The organism is Marinimicrobium sp. C6131 (genome assembly GCF_026153455.1).
In the GTDB taxonomy this organism is placed as follows: Bacteria; Pseudomonadota; Gammaproteobacteria; order Pseudomonadales; family Cellvibrionaceae; genus Marinimicrobium.
This window is the reverse complement of sequence record NZ_CP110629.1, coordinates 173,910-192,318: the sequence shown is the minus strand read 5'-3', so window position 1 is coordinate 192,318 and position 18,409 is coordinate 173,910. Positions and strand designations below refer to the sequence as shown.

The 18,409-nt window shown below is 57.8% G+C and carries 14 protein-coding genes and 5 tRNA genes; all 19 read right to left on the bottom strand.

Features of this window, described 5'->3' with window-relative positions:
• Nucleotides 1–5 precede the first annotated feature (5 nt).
• Nucleotides 6–377 carry a 30S ribosomal protein S12 gene (gene rpsL, locus OOT55_RS00760; RefSeq protein WP_024462568.1) on the bottom strand — a complete coding sequence of 124 codons (372 nt, stop codon included), beginning with the start codon at nucleotides 375–377 and terminating at the stop codon, nucleotides 6–8.
• A 187-nt stretch (nucleotides 378–564) separates the two neighbouring features.
• Nucleotides 565–4,788 (bottom strand): DNA-directed RNA polymerase subunit beta', encoded by a 4,224-nt coding sequence (rpoC, locus tag OOT55_RS00755; protein ID WP_265367283.1) that lies wholly within the window; start codon nucleotides 4,786–4,788, stop codon nucleotides 565–567.
• Between the two features lie 98 nt (nucleotides 4,789–4,886).
• The gene (rpoB, locus tag OOT55_RS00750; RefSeq protein ID WP_265367282.1) at nucleotides 4,887–8,972 is read right to left on the bottom strand and encodes a DNA-directed RNA polymerase subunit beta; all 4,086 of its coding nucleotides are present in this window, start codon (nucleotides 8,970–8,972) and stop codon (nucleotides 4,887–4,889) included.
• Nucleotides 8,973–9,215: 243 nt separating this feature from the next.
• Nucleotides 9,216–9,587: a 50S ribosomal protein L7/L12 gene (gene rplL / locus OOT55_RS00745; RefSeq protein WP_265367281.1), complete on the bottom strand. Its 372-nt coding sequence runs from the start codon at nucleotides 9,585–9,587 to the stop codon at nucleotides 9,216–9,218.
• Nucleotides 9,588–9,647: 60 nt separating this feature from the next.
• Complete coding sequence (gene rplJ, locus OOT55_RS00740) at nucleotides 9,648–10,142, bottom strand: 50S ribosomal protein L10 (protein WP_265367280.1); 495 nt, start codon at nucleotides 10,140–10,142, stop codon at nucleotides 9,648–9,650.
• A gap of 264 nt (nucleotides 10,143–10,406) precedes the next feature.
• Nucleotides 10,407–11,102 carry a 50S ribosomal protein L1 gene (rplA, locus tag OOT55_RS00735; protein ID WP_265367279.1) on the bottom strand — a complete coding sequence of 232 codons (696 nt, stop codon included), beginning with the start codon at nucleotides 11,100–11,102 and terminating at the stop codon, nucleotides 10,407–10,409.
• A 1-nt stretch (nucleotide 11,103) separates the two neighbouring features.
• Nucleotides 11,104–11,535: a 50S ribosomal protein L11 gene (rplK, locus tag OOT55_RS00730; protein WP_265367278.1), complete on the bottom strand. Its 432-nt coding sequence runs from the start codon at nucleotides 11,533–11,535 to the stop codon at nucleotides 11,104–11,106.
• 178 nt (nucleotides 11,536–11,713) lie between these two features.
• Nucleotides 11,714–12,247: a transcription termination/antitermination protein NusG gene (nusG, locus tag OOT55_RS00725; protein ID WP_265367277.1), complete on the bottom strand. Its 534-nt coding sequence runs from the start codon at nucleotides 12,245–12,247 to the stop codon at nucleotides 11,714–11,716.
• Nucleotides 12,248–12,254: 7 nt separating this feature from the next.
• Entirely contained in the window at nucleotides 12,255–12,623 is a 369-nt protein-coding gene (gene secE, locus OOT55_RS00720; RefSeq protein ID WP_265367276.1) for a preprotein translocase subunit SecE, read from the bottom strand.
• A gap of 34 nt (nucleotides 12,624–12,657) precedes the next feature.
• A tRNA-Trp gene (locus OOT55_RS00715) sits at nucleotides 12,658–12,733 on the bottom strand.
• A 56-nt stretch (nucleotides 12,734–12,789) separates the two neighbouring features.
• Nucleotides 12,790–14,016 carry an elongation factor Tu gene (tuf, locus tag OOT55_RS00710; protein WP_265367275.1) on the bottom strand — a complete coding sequence of 409 codons (1,227 nt, stop codon included), beginning with the start codon at nucleotides 14,014–14,016 and terminating at the stop codon, nucleotides 12,790–12,792.
• A 146-nt stretch (nucleotides 14,017–14,162) separates the two neighbouring features.
• Nucleotides 14,163–14,238: transfer RNA gene (locus OOT55_RS00705), tRNA-Thr, on the bottom strand.
• A gap of 40 nt (nucleotides 14,239–14,278) precedes the next feature.
• Nucleotides 14,279–14,352 (bottom strand) — tRNA-Gly (locus OOT55_RS00700).
• 60 nt (nucleotides 14,353–14,412) lie between these two features.
• Nucleotides 14,413–14,496, bottom strand: a tRNA-Tyr gene (locus tag OOT55_RS00695).
• A gap of 93 nt (nucleotides 14,497–14,589) precedes the next feature.
• Nucleotides 14,590–14,665 (bottom strand) — tRNA-Thr (locus OOT55_RS00690).
• Between the two features lie 50 nt (nucleotides 14,666–14,715).
• Nucleotides 14,716–15,414, bottom strand: coding sequence for an SPOR domain-containing protein (locus tag OOT55_RS00685; RefSeq protein WP_265367274.1), 699 nt, complete (start codon nucleotides 15,412–15,414; stop codon nucleotides 14,716–14,718).
• Nucleotides 15,415–15,452: 38 nt separating this feature from the next.
• On the bottom strand, nucleotides 15,453–16,199 hold the full coding sequence (locus tag OOT55_RS00680) for a type III pantothenate kinase (protein ID WP_265367273.1): 747 nt from the start codon (nucleotides 16,197–16,199) through the stop codon (nucleotides 15,453–15,455).
• Entirely contained in the window at nucleotides 16,196–17,194 is a 999-nt protein-coding gene (gene birA, locus OOT55_RS00675) for a bifunctional biotin--[acetyl-CoA-carboxylase] ligase/biotin operon repressor BirA (RefSeq protein ID WP_265367272.1), read from the bottom strand. The genes OOT55_RS00680 and birA overlap by 4 nt, the downstream gene beginning before the upstream one ends.
• Nucleotides 17,191–18,303 carry an alanine racemase gene (alr, locus tag OOT55_RS00670; protein ID WP_265367271.1) on the bottom strand — a complete coding sequence of 371 codons (1,113 nt, stop codon included), beginning with the start codon at nucleotides 18,301–18,303 and terminating at the stop codon, nucleotides 17,191–17,193. Before alr ends, birA begins: the two co-directional genes overlap by 4 nt.
• Nucleotides 18,304–18,409 lie beyond the last annotated feature (106 nt).

Here is an 18,409-nt window from a genome sequence, read left to right as displayed (position 1 = left end):
CAGGGTTACTTGGGTCGCTTGGTACCGTATTTGGAACGACCCTGCTTACGGTTGTTGACCCCGGAGGTGTCCAGAGAACCGCGCACGGTGTGATAGCGCACACCCGGCAAGTCCTTCACTCGGCCACCACGGATCAGAACAACGCTGTGCTCCTGCAAGTTGTGCCCTTCACCACCGATGTAAGAAGACACTTCGAAACCATTGGTCAGGCGCACACGGCAAACCTTACGCAAGGCCGAGTTGGGCTTCTTCGGCGTGGTGGTGTAAACGCGGGTGCAAACGCCGCGCTTCTGAGGGTTGGCTTGCAGAGCGGGAACGTCGCTCTTTTGAACCCTGCGTTTTCTCGGCTTACGAACCAACTGGTTGATCGTTGCCATGAAAATAAACTCCACAAGTATAAAAACGCCTTCCCCTGGAAGGCTTGATTAAAGAGAGCGGTCAAGTCCGCTCCCCACTTTGGAAAAAGCGGGTGGCGCATTGTAATGAGGTCAACCCCCAGCGTCAAGCCAAAGAGCCTCTCTGCACCTGACGGGCCGGCCGAAGCCGGTCCGTCCCCACCTTTTGTCAGCTGCTGGACTTCAATGCCTCGGTCAGCGCCGCTTCGACATCCTCAGCGCTCACACCCGCATCCGGGGCATTGAGGGCCGCTTCGCGACGACGCTTCCGCTCGGCATGGTAGGCCAGCCCCGTACCGGCCGGGATCAGACGACCCACGACCACATTCTCTTTCAGGCCCGCCAGGACGTCTTTCTTGCCTGTGACAGCGGCTTCGGTCAGTACCCGGGTGGTCTCCTGGAAAGAGGCCGCCGAGATAAAGGACTCCGTCGCCAGAGACGCCTTGGTGATACCCAGCAACAGCCGCTCGAACTGGGCCGGCTGACGGTCTTCAGCACGGAGGCGCTCGTTCTCTTCCAGAACGGCACTCAATTCAACCTGCTCACCCTTCACAAAGCTGGAGTCGCCCATTTCGGTGATCTCAACCTTGCGCAGCATCTGACGAACAATGGTTTCAATGTGCTTGTCATTGATCTTCACGCCCTGCAGACGGTAAACATCCTGAATTTCGTTGGTGATGTAGTGAGCCAACGCCTCGATGCCCTGCAGTCGCAGAATATCGTGAGGATTGCTCGGGCCGTCGGAGATCATCTCCCCTTTCTCGACCTTCTCACCTTCAAACACGTTCAGCTGACGATGCTTCGGAATCAGCACCTCGTAGTGCGTGGAGCCGTCCGGCAGGGGCTGACCATCGGTGGGGGTAATCACCAGACGACGCTTGCCTTTAGTCTCTTTACCGAAGCTCACCGTACCGGAGATTTCCGCCAGGATGGACGGCTCTTTCGGCTTGCGCGCTTCGAACAGGTCGGCCACACGCGGCAGACCACCGGTAATATCCCGGGTCTTGGAACCTTCCTGTGGGATACGGGCAATAACGTCACCCACCTGGATGTCGTCGTTATCCGCAATACTCAGGATCGCTTTCGCCGGCAGCAGGTAATGAGCGGGCGCGTTGGAGTTCGCCTGAATCAGCTCGTTACCGGCTTCGTCCACCAGGGTCACTGCCGGACGCAGGTCCTTACCGGCGGAGGGACGCTCTGACGGATCCAGCACCTCAATAGAGCTCAGGCCGGTCAGCTCATCCGTCTGGCGACGAATCGACAGACCGTCTTCCATACCGGAGAAGCGGACCTTACCGGCCACCTCACTGACAATCGGGTGCGTGTGCGGATCCCACTTGGCGATGATCTGCCCACCGTCGACCTGGTCTCCGTCCTTGACGGTGATCAGGGCGCCGTAAGGGATCTTGTAACGCTCACGCTCACTGCCGGCGGCATCGGCTACCGCCAGCTCACCGGAACGAGAGACTGCCACCAGGTGACCATCTTTGTTGGTCACCACCTTGACGTTGATCAGGCGGACCTTGCCTTCCTGCTTCACTTGCACATTGTCGGCCGCAGAGGCTCGGGACGCCGCGCCACCGATGTGGAAAGTCCGCATGGTCAGCTGGGTACCCGGCTCACCAATGGACTGGGCGGCGATAACCCCCACCGCTTCGCCCTGGTTCACCCGATGACCACGAGCCAGGTCACGGCCATAACACATGGAGCAGACACCGTTGCGCGAGGCACAGGTCACCGGTGAACGGACAATCACCTCATCGATACCCATGGCTTCAACGCGTTCAACCCAAGCCTCGTCAATCATGGTGCCGGCCGGCACCAGGATTTCGTCGCTGTCGGGACGAACCACGTCACGCGCCACGATGCGACCGAGAATACGATCACCCAGCGACTCGATGACGTCACCGCCCTCAATGACCGGCGACATCTTCAGGCCTTCATCGGTGCCACAATCTACAGAAGTGACCACCAGATCCTGGGAGACGTCCACCAGACGACGGGTCAGGTAACCGGAGTTGGCCGTCTTCAGGGCGGTATCCGCCAGACCCTTACGGGCACCGTGGGTGGAGATGAAGTACTGCAGTACGTTCAGACCTTCACGGAAGTTGGCAACAATCGGCGTTTCGATAATGGAACCGTCCGGGCGGGCCATCAGACCCCGCATACCCGCCAACTGACGAATCTGCGCCGGGGAGCCACGAGCACCAGAGTCGGCATACATAAAGACCGAGTTGAATGAGTCCTGCTCTTCTTCCTCACCGTCTTTATTGGTCACAAACTCTTTACTGATACCTTCCATCATTGACTTGGCAACCAGGTCGTTGGCCCGGGACCAGATATCAATCACTTTGTTGTACTTCTCACCCGCGGTTACCAGACCCGAGGCGAACTGGGTCTCGATCTCTTTAACTTCTTTTTCCGCGCGACCGATAATGCCGGCCTTTTCTTCCGGAATGGTGAAGTCATTCACGCCAATGGACGCACCGGATTTGGTGGAGAAGTCGTAACCCATGTACATCAGGCGGTCAGCAAAGATGACCGTGGCCTTCAGGCCGACCACACGATAGCAGTAGTTGATCACTCCGGAGATGGCCTTTTTGACCATCGGCCGGTTGATCAACTCCAGGGGAATGCCCTCAGGGGCAATTTCCCACAACAGCATACGACCGACGGTGGTATCGACGATATGGGTTTTTTCCTCACGCTCACCCTCAGCGCCGACCAGGGTTTCCTTGAGGCGGACTTTGACGCGCGCCTGCAGATCCACCTGTTTGGCATAGTAGGCCCGGGAGACCTCCGCCACATCGGAGAACACCATGCCTTCGCCCTGTGCGTTAATCCGCTCACGGGTCATCCAGTAGAGCCCCAGAACCACGTCCTGAGACGGTACGATGATCGGATCGCCCGATGCCGGCGACAGGATGTTGTTAGTGGACATCATCAGCGCACGGGACTCGAGCTGGGCTTCCAGGGTCAGCGGTACGTGAACCGCCATCTGGTCACCGTCGAAGTCGGCGTTATAGGCCGCACACACCAGCGGGTGCAGCTGGATCGCCTTACCTTCAATCAGCACGGGCTCGAACGCCTGAATACCCAGACGGTGCAATGTCGGCGCGCGGTTCAGCAGCACCGGGTGCTCGCGAATCACTTCGTCAAGGATGTCCCACACCACCGCTTCTTCACGCTCGACCATTTTCTTGGCCGCTTTGATGGTAGTGGCCAGACCGCGCAGCTCCAGCTTGCTGAAGATGAACGGCTTGAACAGCTCCAGAGCCATCTTTTTGGGGAGACCACACTGGTGCAGCTTCAGGGTCGGGCCCACTACGATCACCGAACGACCGGAGTAGTCCACACGCTTACCCAGCAGGTTCTGGCGGAACCGGCCCTGCTTACCCTTGATCATGTCGGCCAGGGATTTCAGCGGACGCTTGTTGGAACCGGTAATCGCCCGACCGCGACGGCCGTTGTCCAACAAGGCGTCAACAGACTCCTGCAGCATGCGCTTTTCGTTGCGCACAATAATGTCCGGCGCATTGAGATCCAACAGACGCTTCAGGCGGTTGTTACGGTTGATCACCCGGCGATACAGATCGTTCAGGTCAGAGGTCGCAAAGCGGCCCCCATCCAGCGGCACCAGCGGACGCAAATCCGGCGGCAGTACCGGCAGCACTTCCATGACCATCCACTCCGGCTTGTTTCCGGAGTGCAGGAAGGCTTCCAGTAGTTTCAGACGCTTGGAAAACTTCTTGATCTTGGTTTCACTGTTGGTGTTCGGGATCTCTTCGCGCAGACGATTGACTTCCGATTCCAGATCGATGTCTTTCATCAGAATCTGGATGGCTTCCGCCCCCATCTTCGCTTCGAATTCATCCCCGAACTCTTCCATGGCCTCGAAGTACTGCTCATCGGTCAGCAGTTGGCCGCGCTCCAGGGTGGTCATGCCCGGGTCGGTCACCACGTAGGACTCGAAGTACAGCACCCGCTCGATATCGCGCAGGGTCATATCCAGCAGCAAACCGATACGGCTGGGCAGGGACTTCAGAAACCAGATGTGGGCAACCGGACTTGCCAACTCAATGTGACCCATGCGCTCACGACGCACTTTGGCCAAGGTGACTTCAACGCCACACTTTTCACAGATGATGCCACGGTGCTTCATGCGCTTGTACTTGCCGCACAGACACTCGTAATCTTTTACCGGGCCAAAAATCTTGGCACAGAACAGGCCTTCGCGCTCTGGCTTGAAGGTACGGTAGTTGATGGTTTCGGGTTTTTTTACTTCCCCGAACGACCAGGATCGAATCATTTCCGGCGAGGCCAGGCTGATCCGAATGGAGTCAAATTCTTCGACTTGTCCCTGGGACTTGAGCAAATTCAGTAAGTCTTTCAAGGCGTTTTCTCCAGTAAGCTCTAGTGGGCATCAGTGCGTGGGTTCCGCACAGCGAGGCCGGAAAATCCGGCCTCGCACCTTAAGTGGGTCCAGCGGGGCTAGTCGTCTTGCTCCAGCTCCATACTGATCCCGAGCGAGCGAATCTCTTTCACCAACACGTTGAAGGATTCGGGCATACCGGGCTCCATCCGGTGGTCGCCATCCACGATGTTCTTGTACATCTTGGTCCGACCGGCCACATCGTCCGATTTGACGGTCAGCATTTCCTGCAGGGTATAGGCGGCACCGTAGGCTTCCAGAGCCCAGACCTCCATCTCCCCGAAACGCTGGCCACCAAACTGGGCTTTACCACCCAGCGGCTGCTGAGTAACCAGGCTGTAGGAACCAGTGGAACGAGCGTGCATCTTGTCGTCTACCAGGTGGTTCAGTTTGAGCATGTACATGTAGCCCACGGTCACCGGACGGGTAAACTTGTCCCCGGTACGACCGTCATACAGCGTGAACTGGCCGGAATCCGGGTAGTCCGCCAACTTCAACAGCGCCTTGATTTCATGCTCTTGGGCACCATCGAACACCGGTGTTGCCATGGGCACGCCACCGGTGAGGTTGCGAGCCAGCTCCAGGATTTCTTCATCGCTGAACGATGCCAGATCCTCTTTGGTGAGCGAGTCACCGGTTTTGTTGTAGATTTCTTCCAGGAAATCGCGAATGTCCTTGACGGCTTTTTGCTGCTTGAGCATCTCGTTGATCTTGACCCCGAGCCCCTTGGCAGCCATACCCAGGTGAGTCTCCAGAATCTGACCCACGTTCATCCGCGACGGCACACCCAGCGGGTTGAGCACGATGTCCACCGGCTCGCCTTTGTCGTCATAGGGCATATCTTCAACCGGCATAATCACCGAGATAACCCCTTTGTTACCGTGACGGCCGGCCATTTTGTCACCCGGCTGGATACGACGCTTGATCGCCAGGTACACTTTGACGATTTTCAGCACGCCCGGCGCCAGATCGTCGCCAGTAGACAGCTTGCGCTTTTTGTCTTCGAAGCGATCATCCAGAATCTTGCGTCGCTCGATCAACTGAGCCTCGGCGGAATCCAGTTGCTCGTTCAGCGCGTCGTCCGCCATACGAAGTTTGAACCACTGATCCTTTTCGAGTTCGTCGAGTTTCTCGTCGGTCAGTACTTCGCCCTTCTTGACGCCTTTACCGGAAGACACTTTCTGACCCACCAGCGCAGAGCGCAGGCGACCGAAAATGGCGCGTTCAACAATGCGATACTCTTCATTGAGATCCTTGCGGACTTCATCCAGTTGATCGCGCTCGATTTCCAGGCTGCGCTGATCCTTCTCCAGGCCATCTCGGGTAAACACCTGAACGTCGATCACGGTGCCTTTGGTGCTGGCCGGCACACGCAGGGACGTATCCTTAACGTCTGACGCTTTTTCACCGAAAATGGCACGCAGCAACTTTTCTTCCGGTGTCAGTTGGGTTTCCCCTTTGGGGGTCACCTTGCCGACCAGGATGTCACCACCACCGACTTCGGCCCCGATGTAGACAATGCCGGAGTCATCCAGCTTGCTCAGCGCACTCTCGCCCACATTGGGAATATCCGAGGTGATTTCCTCACTACCCAGTTTGGTATCACGGGCGATACAGGTCAGTTCCTGAATATGGATGCTGGTAAAGCGGTCTTCCTGCACCACGCGCTCCGAGACCAGAATGGAGTCTTCGAAGTTGTAGCCGTTCCAGGGCATGAAGGCGATACGCATGTTCTGGCCAAGGGCCAGCTCACCCATATCGACCGACGGACCGTCAGCGAGAATGTCGCCACGGGCCACCACATCACCCACGTTCACGATGGAGCGCTGGTTGATGCAGGTGTTCTGGTTGGAACGGGTGTATTTGATCAGGTTGTAAATGTCGACACCGGCATCGCCTTCTTCGACTTCGTCGTCGTTCACCTTGATCACGATCTTGCCCGCATCCACGCTGTCGACCACGCCGCCATGACGTGCGACCACACAGACACCGGAGTCGGAGGCCACATTGCGCTCCATGCCGGTACCAACCAACGGCTTTTCCGCGCGCAAGGTCGGCACTGCCTGGCGCTGCATGTTGGAACCCATCAGTGCGCGGTTGGCGTCATCGTGCTCCAGAAACGGAATCAAGGCGGCGGCAACGGACACCACCTGACGCGGAGAAACGTCCATCAGCTGGACTTCTTCCGGGCTCTTCAGGTTGAACTCGTTCTGGTGACGCACCGAGACCAGCTCTTCGCACAGCTTCCCGTTCTTGTCGACCTTGGCGGACGCCTGGGCGATGACAAACTCGGACTCATTGATCGCCGACAGAAACTCGATGTCATCGGTAACCTTGCCATCCACCACCTTGCGGTAGGGAGTTTCCAGGAAACCGTAGCTATTGGTGCGCGAATAGGTCGCCAGGGAGTTGATCAGACCAATGTTCGGACCTTCCGGCGTCTCAATCGGACATACGCGACCATAGTGAGTCGGGTGTACGTCACGCACTTCGAAGCCGGCGCGCTCACGGGTCAGACCACCCGGGCCCAACGCCGACACGCGACGCTTGTGTGTCACTTCCGACAGCGGGTTGTTCTGATCCATAAACTGGGACAGCTGAGAGGAGCCAAAGAACTCCTTCACCGCAGCGGCCACCGGCTTGGCATTGATCAGATCCTGAGGCATCAGGCCTTCGCTTTCGGCCATGGACAGGCGTTCCTTGACGGCCCGCTCGACCCGTACCAGACCCACGCGGAACTGGTTTTCCGCCATCTCACCCACGGACCGTACGCGACGGTTCCCCAGGTGGTCGATGTCATCCACGGTACCCTGACCATTGCGAATGGAAATCAGGGTCTTCAGGACATCGACGATGTCGTCATTGGACAGCGTGCCCTCACCGGTCTCGTCTTCGCGACCCAGGCGACGGTTGAACTTCATCCGGCCCACATAGGACAGGTCGTAGCGCTCCTGGGTGAAGAACAGATTCTGGAACAGCGCTTCGGCCGACTCTTTGGTCGGCGGCTCGCCCGGGCGCATCATCCGGTAGATTTCCACCAGCGCTTCCAGTTCGGTGCGAGTCGGATCCAGGCGCAGAGTGTCGGAAATGAACGGACCGCAATCCAGTTCGTTGGTGTACAGAGTTTCAATGGTCTCTGCACCCTGCTTTTCCAGAATCGCCAGTACTTCTTCGGTGATCTCGGTATTACACTCGACCAGCAGCTCACCGGTTTCGTTATCGATCACATCCCGGGCCAGCGCGCGCCCCAACAGGTACTCAGGGGGCACGATCATCTCATCGACGCCGGCTTTCTCCAACTGGCGGATATGACGGGCGGTAATGCGGCGGCCTTCCTCGACCAACACCTTGCCTTTCTTGTCCTTGATGTCAAACGTGGCCACATCGCCACGCAGACGTGACGGCACCACCTTAAACAGGAACTGGCCGTCCTTACCCACCTGGAAAGTACTGGTGTCGTAGAACATGTCCAGCATTTCCTGGGAACTGTAGCCCAGGGCGCGCAGCAGAATAGTCGCCGGCAACTTACGACGGCGATCGATGCGCACATACACCAGATCCTTGGGATCAAACTCAAAGTCCAACCAGGAGCCACGGTAGGGGATCACGCGAGCGGAGTACAACAGCTTGCCCGACGAATGGGTTTTACCCTTGTCGTGATCGAAGAACACACCGGGTGAGCGGTGCAGCTGGGAGACGATCACGCGCTCGGTACCGTTGATGACAAAGGTACCGTTTTCAGTCATCACGGGAATTTCACCCATGTAGACTTCCTGTTCTTTAATGTCCTTGATCGCTTTGTTGGATGAATCGCGATCATAAATCATCAGCCGCACTTTGACGCGCAGCGGCACGGCGTAGGTCACCCCGCGCAGAATACATTCATTGACGTCAAACGCCGCCTTGCCGAGGCTATAGCTCACATACTCAAGCGCCGCGTTGCCGGAGTAGCTGACAATGGGGAAAACCGAGCGAAATGCGGCATGCAGACCCATATCGGCCCGCTCTTCGGGGGGGACATCTGCCTGGGCAAATCGTCTGTACGAATCCAGCTGAATTGCCAAAAGGTAAGGAACATCCATAACATGCGGCAATTTGCCGAAGTCCTTACGGATACGTTTTTTCTCAGTGTATGAGTAAGCCATCTGTAATCCCCAGCTTGTTCACGGATCGGGCTGACACCGGGAGAAAATCTCCTCGAGTATCGTTGCTCTACCCTGCACTACCCGGCCAGAAACCGTGGTAGGCTAACCATGACGAGGCGCTAAATCAGTGCCTGGTCACTACTTCGGCCGTTACCGACGACCGGAAACGGAAAAAGGCTGGCGGGCGAAAGCCCACCAGCCTCGGTCCAAAAACGCATTTGGACAGACGAAGCACGAACCCAATTACTTGAGTTCGGCAGAAGCGCCGGCGTCTTCCAGCTTCTTCTTGGCTTCTTCGGCCTCTTCCTTGGAAGCGCCTTCTTTAACCGCTTTCGGTGCGTTCTCAACCATGTCTTTGGCTTCTTTCAGGCCCAGACCGGTGATTTCGCGAACAGCCTTAATGACGTTGACTTTCTTCTCGCCAATGGCGGTCAGAACGACGTCAAATTCGGTCTGCTCTTCAGCGGCACCGCCCGCGTCGCCGGCCGGACCAGCAACAACGGCAGCAGCGGCGCTAACGCCAAACTTCTCTTCCATTGCCTCAACCAGCTCGACAACGTCTCTTACGGACATTTCCGCAATCGCTTCGATGATATCTTCTTTAGTTACAGCCATGATGCTATTCCTACAAAATTGAGCAAAGTGCTCGTGGGTTCAGTTGAAGCGCCGAGTACCTCAGGCCGCTTCCTGTTCTTTCGCGTCGCGAACGGCCGCAATAGTGCGGACCAGCTTGCCAGCAGAAGCTTCTTTCATCACGCTCAGCAGTTTCGCCAGGGCTTCTTCGTAAGTCGGCAGAGTTGCCAACATAGAGAAGTCCACTTGCTCACCTTCAAAGGCGGCCAGCTTAATCTGCAGTTTATCGTTGCTCTTGGCGAACTCCTTGAGGATGCGGGCGCCCGCACCAGGATGTTCGTTAGAGAAAGCGATAAGAGTAGGACCAACGAAGCTCTCTGTGAGACATTCGTAGTCACTACCGGCGAGCGCGCGACGGGCCAGCGTATTGCGAACGACTTTCAACCAAACGCCGTTCTCGCGGGCCTCTTTGCGCAGAGCAGTCATGTCGCTGACGGTAACGCCGCGGGAATCCGCAACGACCGCCGACAGAGCACTCTTCGCAGCTTCCTGGACTTCTGCGACAATCGCTTTTTTGCCTTCAAGTCCTAATGCCACGGGATTTCTCCTGGGTTTGACAGAGCGGGCCTAAGCCTTCTGTCGTTAACATCCAGTATCAGACTCGTTATGAGCCTGACACCCTAACTCGGTGATATTCTGTCCTCCGGCAAGCCGGAGCGGGTCCCACCGTCTGCGTAGGCAAAAACCGTATTGCTACAGTCTCGTATTAAGAACCGGCCACCAGTGCAACCGGATCACCTACGGTCTTTGACAGCCTGCGCCGAAGCGCAGACCCCAAAGCTCGTTGACCTCAAAGGCTGATTAAATCGCCAGAGAGGATTGATCAATGACCAGGCCCGGCCCCATGGTGGTGCTCAAGGCAATCTTCTTGAGGTACACACCTTTGGCGGTAGAGGGCTTGGCCTTCTTCAGATCGTTGACCAAGGCTTCCAGGTTTTCTTTAACGGCCTGGGCGTCGAAGGAAATCTTGCCGATACCGCCGTGAACGATACCGCCCTTCTCAGCACGGTAGCGAACCTGACCCGCCTTGGCGTTCTTGACCGCAGTAGCCACGTCCGGCGTTACAGTACCGGTTTTCGGGTTCGGCATCAGGCCACGAGGACCGAGGATCTGACCCAATTGGCCCACCACGCGCATTGCGTCGGGGCTGGCAACGACCACGTCGAAGTCCATCTGACCGGCTTTAACCTGCTCAGCCAGATCTTCCATACCGACAATGTCGGCACCCGCTGCCTTGGCCGCGTCAGCGTTAGCGCCCTGAGCGAACACGGCGACGCGCACGTCTTTACCGGTACCATGGGGCAACGTGGTCGCGCCACGTACTACCTGGTCCGATTTACGTGGATCCACACCCAGATTGATGGAAACATCAAAGGTTTCCGGAAACTTCACGGTAGACAGCTCTTTGAGCAGGGCCACTGCTTCGTCGATGCTGTACTGCTTGTTGGCGTCCACTTTCTCATTGATGGCGCGCTGACGTTTACTCAATTTAGCCATGTTACACGCCCTCCACATCAAGACCCATGGCACGGGCAGAACCCGCGATCGTCCGCACTGCGGCATCCATGTCGGCTGCCGTCAGATCCGGCATTTTCGTGGTCGCAATTTCTTCGAGCTGCGCACGAGTGACTTTACCTACCTTATCGGTATTGGGCTTGCCACTGCCGGATTTGATACCTGCGGCTTTCTTCAGCAGGAACGACGCCGGCGGGGTCTTCATGGTGAAGGTGAAGCTGCGGTCGCTGTATACGCTGATGACAACAGGCACCGGAGCACCGGGCTCAATGCTCTGGGTTTGAGCGTTGAACGCCTTACAGAATTCCATGATGTTCACACCGTGCTGACCCAATGCAGGACCAACCGGCGGACTTGGATTTGCCTTACCAGCTGCAACTTGCAGCTTGATATAGGCAGTTACTTTCTTAGCCATAGTATTTACTCCCCAATTTGGGTGTTAGCGCCTCGAGAATGCCCTGGCAGGGAATTCTGTCGCCGGCTCCCCTCTCCGGATAAAATTTTTATCCGGAGACACGAAAACCTCCCTTCGCCCGAAGGCGAAGAAAGGTAAAAAAAGCATCTGCCTTCCTGGCTAACGTCTCCTTCAGTGCTCAGGTTTTCTCAACCTGTCCGAATTCAAGCTCAACCGGTGTTGACCGACCGAAAATCAGTACGGCTACACGCAGGCGATTTTTCTCGTAATTAACCTCTTCAACCACACCATTGAAGTCGTTGAAGGGGCCATCGATAACACGAACCATCTCGCCCGGCTCGAAAATCGTTTTCGGCTTGGGCTTTTCAATGGAGTCGTCCACGCGCTGAAGAATCGCTTCAGCCTCTTTCTCGGTGATTGGCGCCGGCTGATCGGCCTTACCACCAATGAACCCCATGACTCGAGGGGTATCTTTCACCAGATGCCAGGTATCGTCATTCAACTCCATCTGAACCAGTACGTAACCCGGGAAAAACTTGCGCTCACTCTTGCGCTTCTGTCCACCGCGCATTTCAACAACCTCTTCGGTGGGAACCAGAATCTCACCAAAGTAGTCCTGCATGTTGTTGAGCTCTACACGCTCTTTCAAAGACGCAGCGACTTTTTTCTCAAAACCGGAATAGGCGTGTACTACATACCAACGTTTAGCCATTTATCACCTACCCAATAATCAGGGATGCAATCCAGCCGAAGAACGTATCCAGCAGCCAGAGAATGATCGACATGACAATCACCACCGCGATCACGATCAGCGTGGTCTGATTGGTCTCCTGTCGGCTCGGCCAAACAACCTTGCGTACTTCGACCATGGATTCGCGAAGAAGACGCCACAAGCCGGCCCCTTTCTCCGTCTGCAGAGCGATCAAAATGGCTACCGCAGCAATAACCAGCAAACCCAGCACACGATACAACAGTGGCTCGGCGGAGAAGTGCGAGTTTCCAACAACCCCAACCGCAATAAGGCCAAGCACCAACAGCCACTTCAGTGGGTCCATGCGGTACTCTTTCGCTTCGGTTTTTGTATTCATAGGCTTGCAGAAACCTTAGTGCACTCTCGAAAGATGGCAGGCCAGGAGGGACTCGAACCCCCAACAGCCGGTTTTGGAGACCGGTGCTCTACCAATTGAACTACTGGCCTGTAACTTTTGAAGGGAACAGGGACCTATTGGCCCCTGCCACAACATCTTTTAACGCTTACTCGATGATCTTGGAGACCACGCCAGCGCCAACAGTACGGCCGCCTTCACGCACCGCAAAGCGCAGACCTTCTTCCATCGCCACCGGGTGAATCAGAGTCACGCTCATCTTCACGTTGTCGCCCGGCATGACCATCTCAACGCCTTCCGGCAGCTCACAAGCACCGGTCACGTCCGTGGTACGGAAGTAGAACTGCGGACGATAGCCCTTGAAGAACGGAGTGTGACGGCCGCCTTCGTCTTTGGACAGTACGTACACTTCGCCTTCGAACTTGGCGTGCGGGGTCACTGAACCCGGCTTGGCCAGAACCTGACCACGTTCAACTTCGTCACGCTTGGTACCGCGCAGAAGAACACCCACGTTCTCACCGGCACGACCTTCGTCCAGCATCTTGCGGAACATCTCAACACCGGTACAGACGGTTTTGGTGGTGTCCTTCAGGCCAACGATTTCCAGTTCCTCGCCTACCTTCACGATGCCGCGCTCAACACGACCGGTTACTACGGTACCGCGACCAGAGATAGAGAATACGTCCTCTACCGGCATCAGGAACGGCTGATCGATGGCACGCTCGGGCTCCGGAATGTACTCGTCCAGGGTCTCTACCAGCTTCTTCACAGCGGTAGTACCCAGCTCGTGCTCGTCTTCACCGTTCAGAGCCATCAGGGCAGAACCGGCGATGATCGGCGTGTCGTCGCCCGGGAAGTCGTAGTCGGACAGCAGCTCACGCAGCTCCATCTCGACCAGCTCCAGCATTTCGTTGTACTCGTCGGTGCCTACGCCGCCGCAGTCTTCTGCCAGCAGGTCAGCCTTGTTCAGGAATACCACAATATAGGGTACGCCTACCTGACGGGACAGCAGGATGTGCTCGCGGGTCTGGGGCATCGGACCGTCGGTCGCACCACACACCAGGATCGCGCCATCCATCTGCGCCGCACCGGTGATCATGTTCTTCACATAGTCGGCGTGACCCGGGCAGTCCACGTGCGCGTAGTGACGAATCGGTGAATCGTACTCTACGTGAGAGGTCGCAATGGTGATACCGCGCTCACGCTCTTCCGGCGCATTGTCAATACCGTCAAAGGCAACAGCAGAACCGCTGCCCCAGACTTCGTGACATACGCGGGTCAGAGCCGCGGTCAGCGTGGTTTTACCGTGGTCAACGTGACCAATGGTGCCCACGTTGACGTGGGGCTTACTGCGTTCAAATTTTTCCTTCGCCATTGCGAGCGCCTCCTCACATTCAAGCTTTACAGATGGGTTAACCATTCCGCGCACTTCGGGCTCTGCCAACGCGACAAAGCGCCACAAGGACAACGGATACTCAGACAAAAAACCGCTGCAGAGGCAAACCTCTGCAGCCAACAAAATGGAGCTGATGAGCAGATTTGAACTGCCGACCTCACCCTTACCAAGGGTGTGCTCTACCAACTGAGCTACATCAGCTTTGAAAACGTTTCAGGCCTTACTTGGCTCCACCGCAAAGTGGAGCGGGCAGCGGGAATCGAACCCGCATCATCAGCTTGGAAGGCTGAGGTTCTACCATTGAACTATGCCCGCAATCTCGGGCCCGCTTCCAGCCAGGCCTTACAGAACACACTCAAGAGCGTTCTTCAATTATGGTGCAGGGGGGAGGATTCGAACCTCCGAAGCTTGCGCGTCAGATTTACAGTCTGATCCCTTTGGCCACTCGGGAACCCCTGCCAAAAAGCAGCCGGCATTGTCCGGCTCACAACCCTGCCTGTCAACCGAAAATTCAATCTTTTCACACAGTTACATGCAGGGTTTCAGGTTAAATGGAGCTGGCGAGAGGAGTCGAACCCCCGACCGGCTGATTACAAGTCAGCTGCTCTACCAACTGAGCTACGCCAGCACTTAGACCTGACCACGTCTCAACGTGGAGGCGGGATTCTAGAGAAACTTTTACTCAGAAGCAACACCTGGGCACAAATTTTGTCTTCGCTCCAGCGCCGGGGACTCGGCCAGCAGCTCTTCCCACAGCTGGTCCGAGAGCGCGCGGGCCTGTAAAGCAGGCATTACAACCCAGATTTCCCGGTGCGTTCGCTCCACTTCGCGGATTTTGGCGTCGTATCCAAGCGCCTGAAGCTCGTCCCGGCGCGCCTCAGCCAGCGCCCTGCGACTGAACATGCCGAAGGAGATACCATTGGCGAGCTCCCCCCGGGGGATCACATAACTGTCGATCTGCTTGGCCTGCAGCTCATGGAGTCGCCGAAGCGCCTCTCGCTGGGACAATTCCGGCGCCAGATGGACCCAGTAACCCCGACCATCGGATACCTCCAGGTCCCGGGTTTCAGCCGACACGTCCAATGCCCGGAGTCGCTCACCGATGGACTGCGCATCTCCGCGCTCGGTGAATGGGCCAACCAACGCGCACAGCGGCAATACATCCGAGACGGTACCGCCCCCCTGGCCACCAGGCGTCCTGTCAGCCGGGGGCAGATCATCGGACACCTCCGACAGAAGCCGGAGGGATGGCGCAGAATCGGGAACCACGGCGGCCTCTCCGGCGCGGGAGGCTCCGGACGATGAAATAACGCCCAACTGGTGCAGCGCCAGCAACAGCACATTCATTACCACCAAGACCACCAGTATTGCCCGCATAAACCTGCTCTACCCTGAAAAAAACCAATCCGGATCCGTCAGGACACACCCTCTGCACGATGCGCCACGGCCAGACCGTCAAGCACGATTTCCGGCCACAGCCTCGCCCACGTAAAATGAGAGCAAATGAGCCCGGCATCACCGCCGGCCACGACCAACCGGGCGGATCCCTCAATCTGCCGGCACGCATTCTCGACGAAACCGACCACCATCGCGGACAACGCCGCCTCTACCGCCCTTTCGGTGTTGTCCGCAGGCGCCAGCTGAAGTCTGTCTGGCGGCCCCTGCAGGCTGCGCACCCGAGCGGTCCCCTGATTCAGGGCGCGACGCATTGCCTGCCAGCCCGGTGCGATGTACCCTCCGAGGTGCGCTCCCCGCCCATCCATCAGATCGGCCGTGAGCGCGGTCCCCGCCTGGACAATCACGACGGGTTCCTCGGCCACCTGCCGCGCCGCCAACAGGGCGAGCCACCGATCTACCCCCAGACGCTCCGGATGCGAGTAAGCACTCACCACACCGTCGCAGCGCGCCTTCGCGCGCGCAAACCAGGGAGTAACCTGCCACTGCGCCTGAGCCCATTGCACCAGCCGAGCCTCATCACCCTCCGGACGGACAGACGCGACCCGCACGGCGTCCAACACCAAGCCAACAGGCAGGGCTCCGCGCACCTGTTCACTCAGCCGGTCGAGGTTATCCTCCGCCTCGGTACCGGCGGCCAGCGTACCGGATTCCCCCTGCAGGCGCCATTTAATCCGGCTGTTTCCCCAATCAATTTCCAGAATCATGACACAGCTCTCATCGACAGCTCGCCCCCGTGACACAGAATTCGCTCACCCGCCTGTTCGAGCATTAATGCGCCATTGATATCGACACCGCGAGCAATCCCCTCTTCCGTTCGAGCACCGGAACTGATGACCACCCGCCGCCCTGCGAACGCATCGCGAGCGAGCCAATCATCGCGCCAGGCCGAAAAGCCCTCAAGGTGATAGCTGGACAGCAGGCCCACCAAAGCATCAATCAGACGGGCCGCCAGGGCATTGCGTCCCGGCATCGGGCAGTGCTCAGCAGCGCAGACGGTTTCCAGATCAGCCCAGGGTTGTTCGATATCGAGGGCGGGCGAGCCCGGCATCGCAAGGTTCAGCCCAACACCCACTACCACCTGGCAGGCGCCGGCCGGATCCCCGGTCATCTCCAAAAGCACGCCAGCAAGCTTACGCTGTTGCCACAGGACATCATTGGGCCACTTCAAGCCAACCGACTTGACCCCCTCTGCTTCAAGCACCTGGCACATCGCGACTCCCACTGCCAGACTGAGCCCCTCCAGTTGCGCCGCGCCGCCGTCGAACCCCCAACTTACCGACAGATAGAGATTGCGCCCGAACGGACTGACCCAGGTACGCCCGCGGCGTCCCCGCCCCGCCGTTTGCTGTTCCGCCAAACAGACATAACCACTCTGACCCCGGGCAGCCCGCTGCATGGCTTGTGAGTTTGTCGAGTCGGTAACGGAGAGAACGTCCAGTTCCGTGAGCCGGGCGCGAGTCAGGTCACTCAGCCCCGCCCAGAGACAATCCCGCTCAAGCAGTTCCAACCCGCCCTTAAGACGATATCCCTTGCCGCGAACAGACTCCAGCTCGACACCCAACTCACCCAGCTTCTGCAACTGTTTCCACACCGCCGCCCGGCTGATGCCAAGCCGTTGTCCCAATTCATCCCCGGAGTGGTAGTCACCGCTGGAGAGCGTTTGCAGTAGCCTGGACAGGGTCGCCTCGTCACGACTCATTGCGCCACCTCTCGATAGATACGACGATAACGTCCCGCCAGGCTGGTGAGGACTTCATAACCCAGTGCACCAATGCGACGGGACACATCGGCCACGCGCAGGCGATGGTCAAGCACGGTGATCCGGGCATTGTCCGGAGATGACGGCAGCGATGCTTCGGTGATATCGAAAATGGTGGTATCCATGGAAATACGACCGACCACCGGAACGCGCGTATCCCCCAGATAGCCCACGCCGCCTTCACGGCCTATGGTGCGATTGAGGCCATCAGCATAGCCCCCGGCCACCACCGCCAGGCGGCGCCCGGCCGGCAGTTGGGTCTCCGCACCATAGCCGATGCTCGCCGCCTGACCCAGTTCGCGTACCTGCAGCACCGGCAGCTCGAGTTTCACAACCGCTTTCATGGCCGGCTCACGACCTGCCAGGGGATCAAAGCCATACAGGGAGGCGCCCGGACGGGCCAAATCAAAGTGCCAATCGGCCCCCAAAAAAATACCAGACGAATTAGCCAGGCTGCAGCGTATGCCCGGGAACAGACCGCGCGCACTCTGAGCCACCTGGGCAAACCGCTGCTGCTGATCCCTGTTCATGGGGTGATCTGGCTCGTCGGCACAGGCAAGATGACTCATCACCAGTACAGGGTGACAGTCCGCAAGCACCTCGGGCTGCTCAACGCAAGCGTGCCAGTCTTCCAGACTGAGTCCCATACGCGTCATGCCCGTGTCAACCTTGATCACTGAGGGTGAGACAACATCCAGCTCCCGGCACACCGACGCCCAGCGCTTCATGGCGGACTTGCTGTACAGCACCGGGATCAGTCCAGCATTGATGCACTCATCCTCCTCCCCGGGCCGAACGCCTCCGAGGATATAGAGAATGGCATCATCCGGCAGAAAACTGCGGGCGGTCAACGCCTCCTCCAGAGTAGCCAGGAAGAACTCCCGGCAGCCCGCCCGGTAAAGCGTCGCTCCAACCGTTTCGGCCCCCAACCCATAGGCATCGGCTTTAATCACCGCCGCCGGTTTACGCTCAAGAGCGGAACAGACGGTATGCCAGTTGGCACACAAGGCAGAGAGATCAATCGTGAGGGTGCCGGTTGCGGTACTCATAGAACAGGTGTCCATCAGGCTGGTCGATGGAGGCATCTAAGCAAACCTGACGGGGAAAATCCAGATGAAAACAATAAATACATCCATCCCTGGATGTCTCACCTAT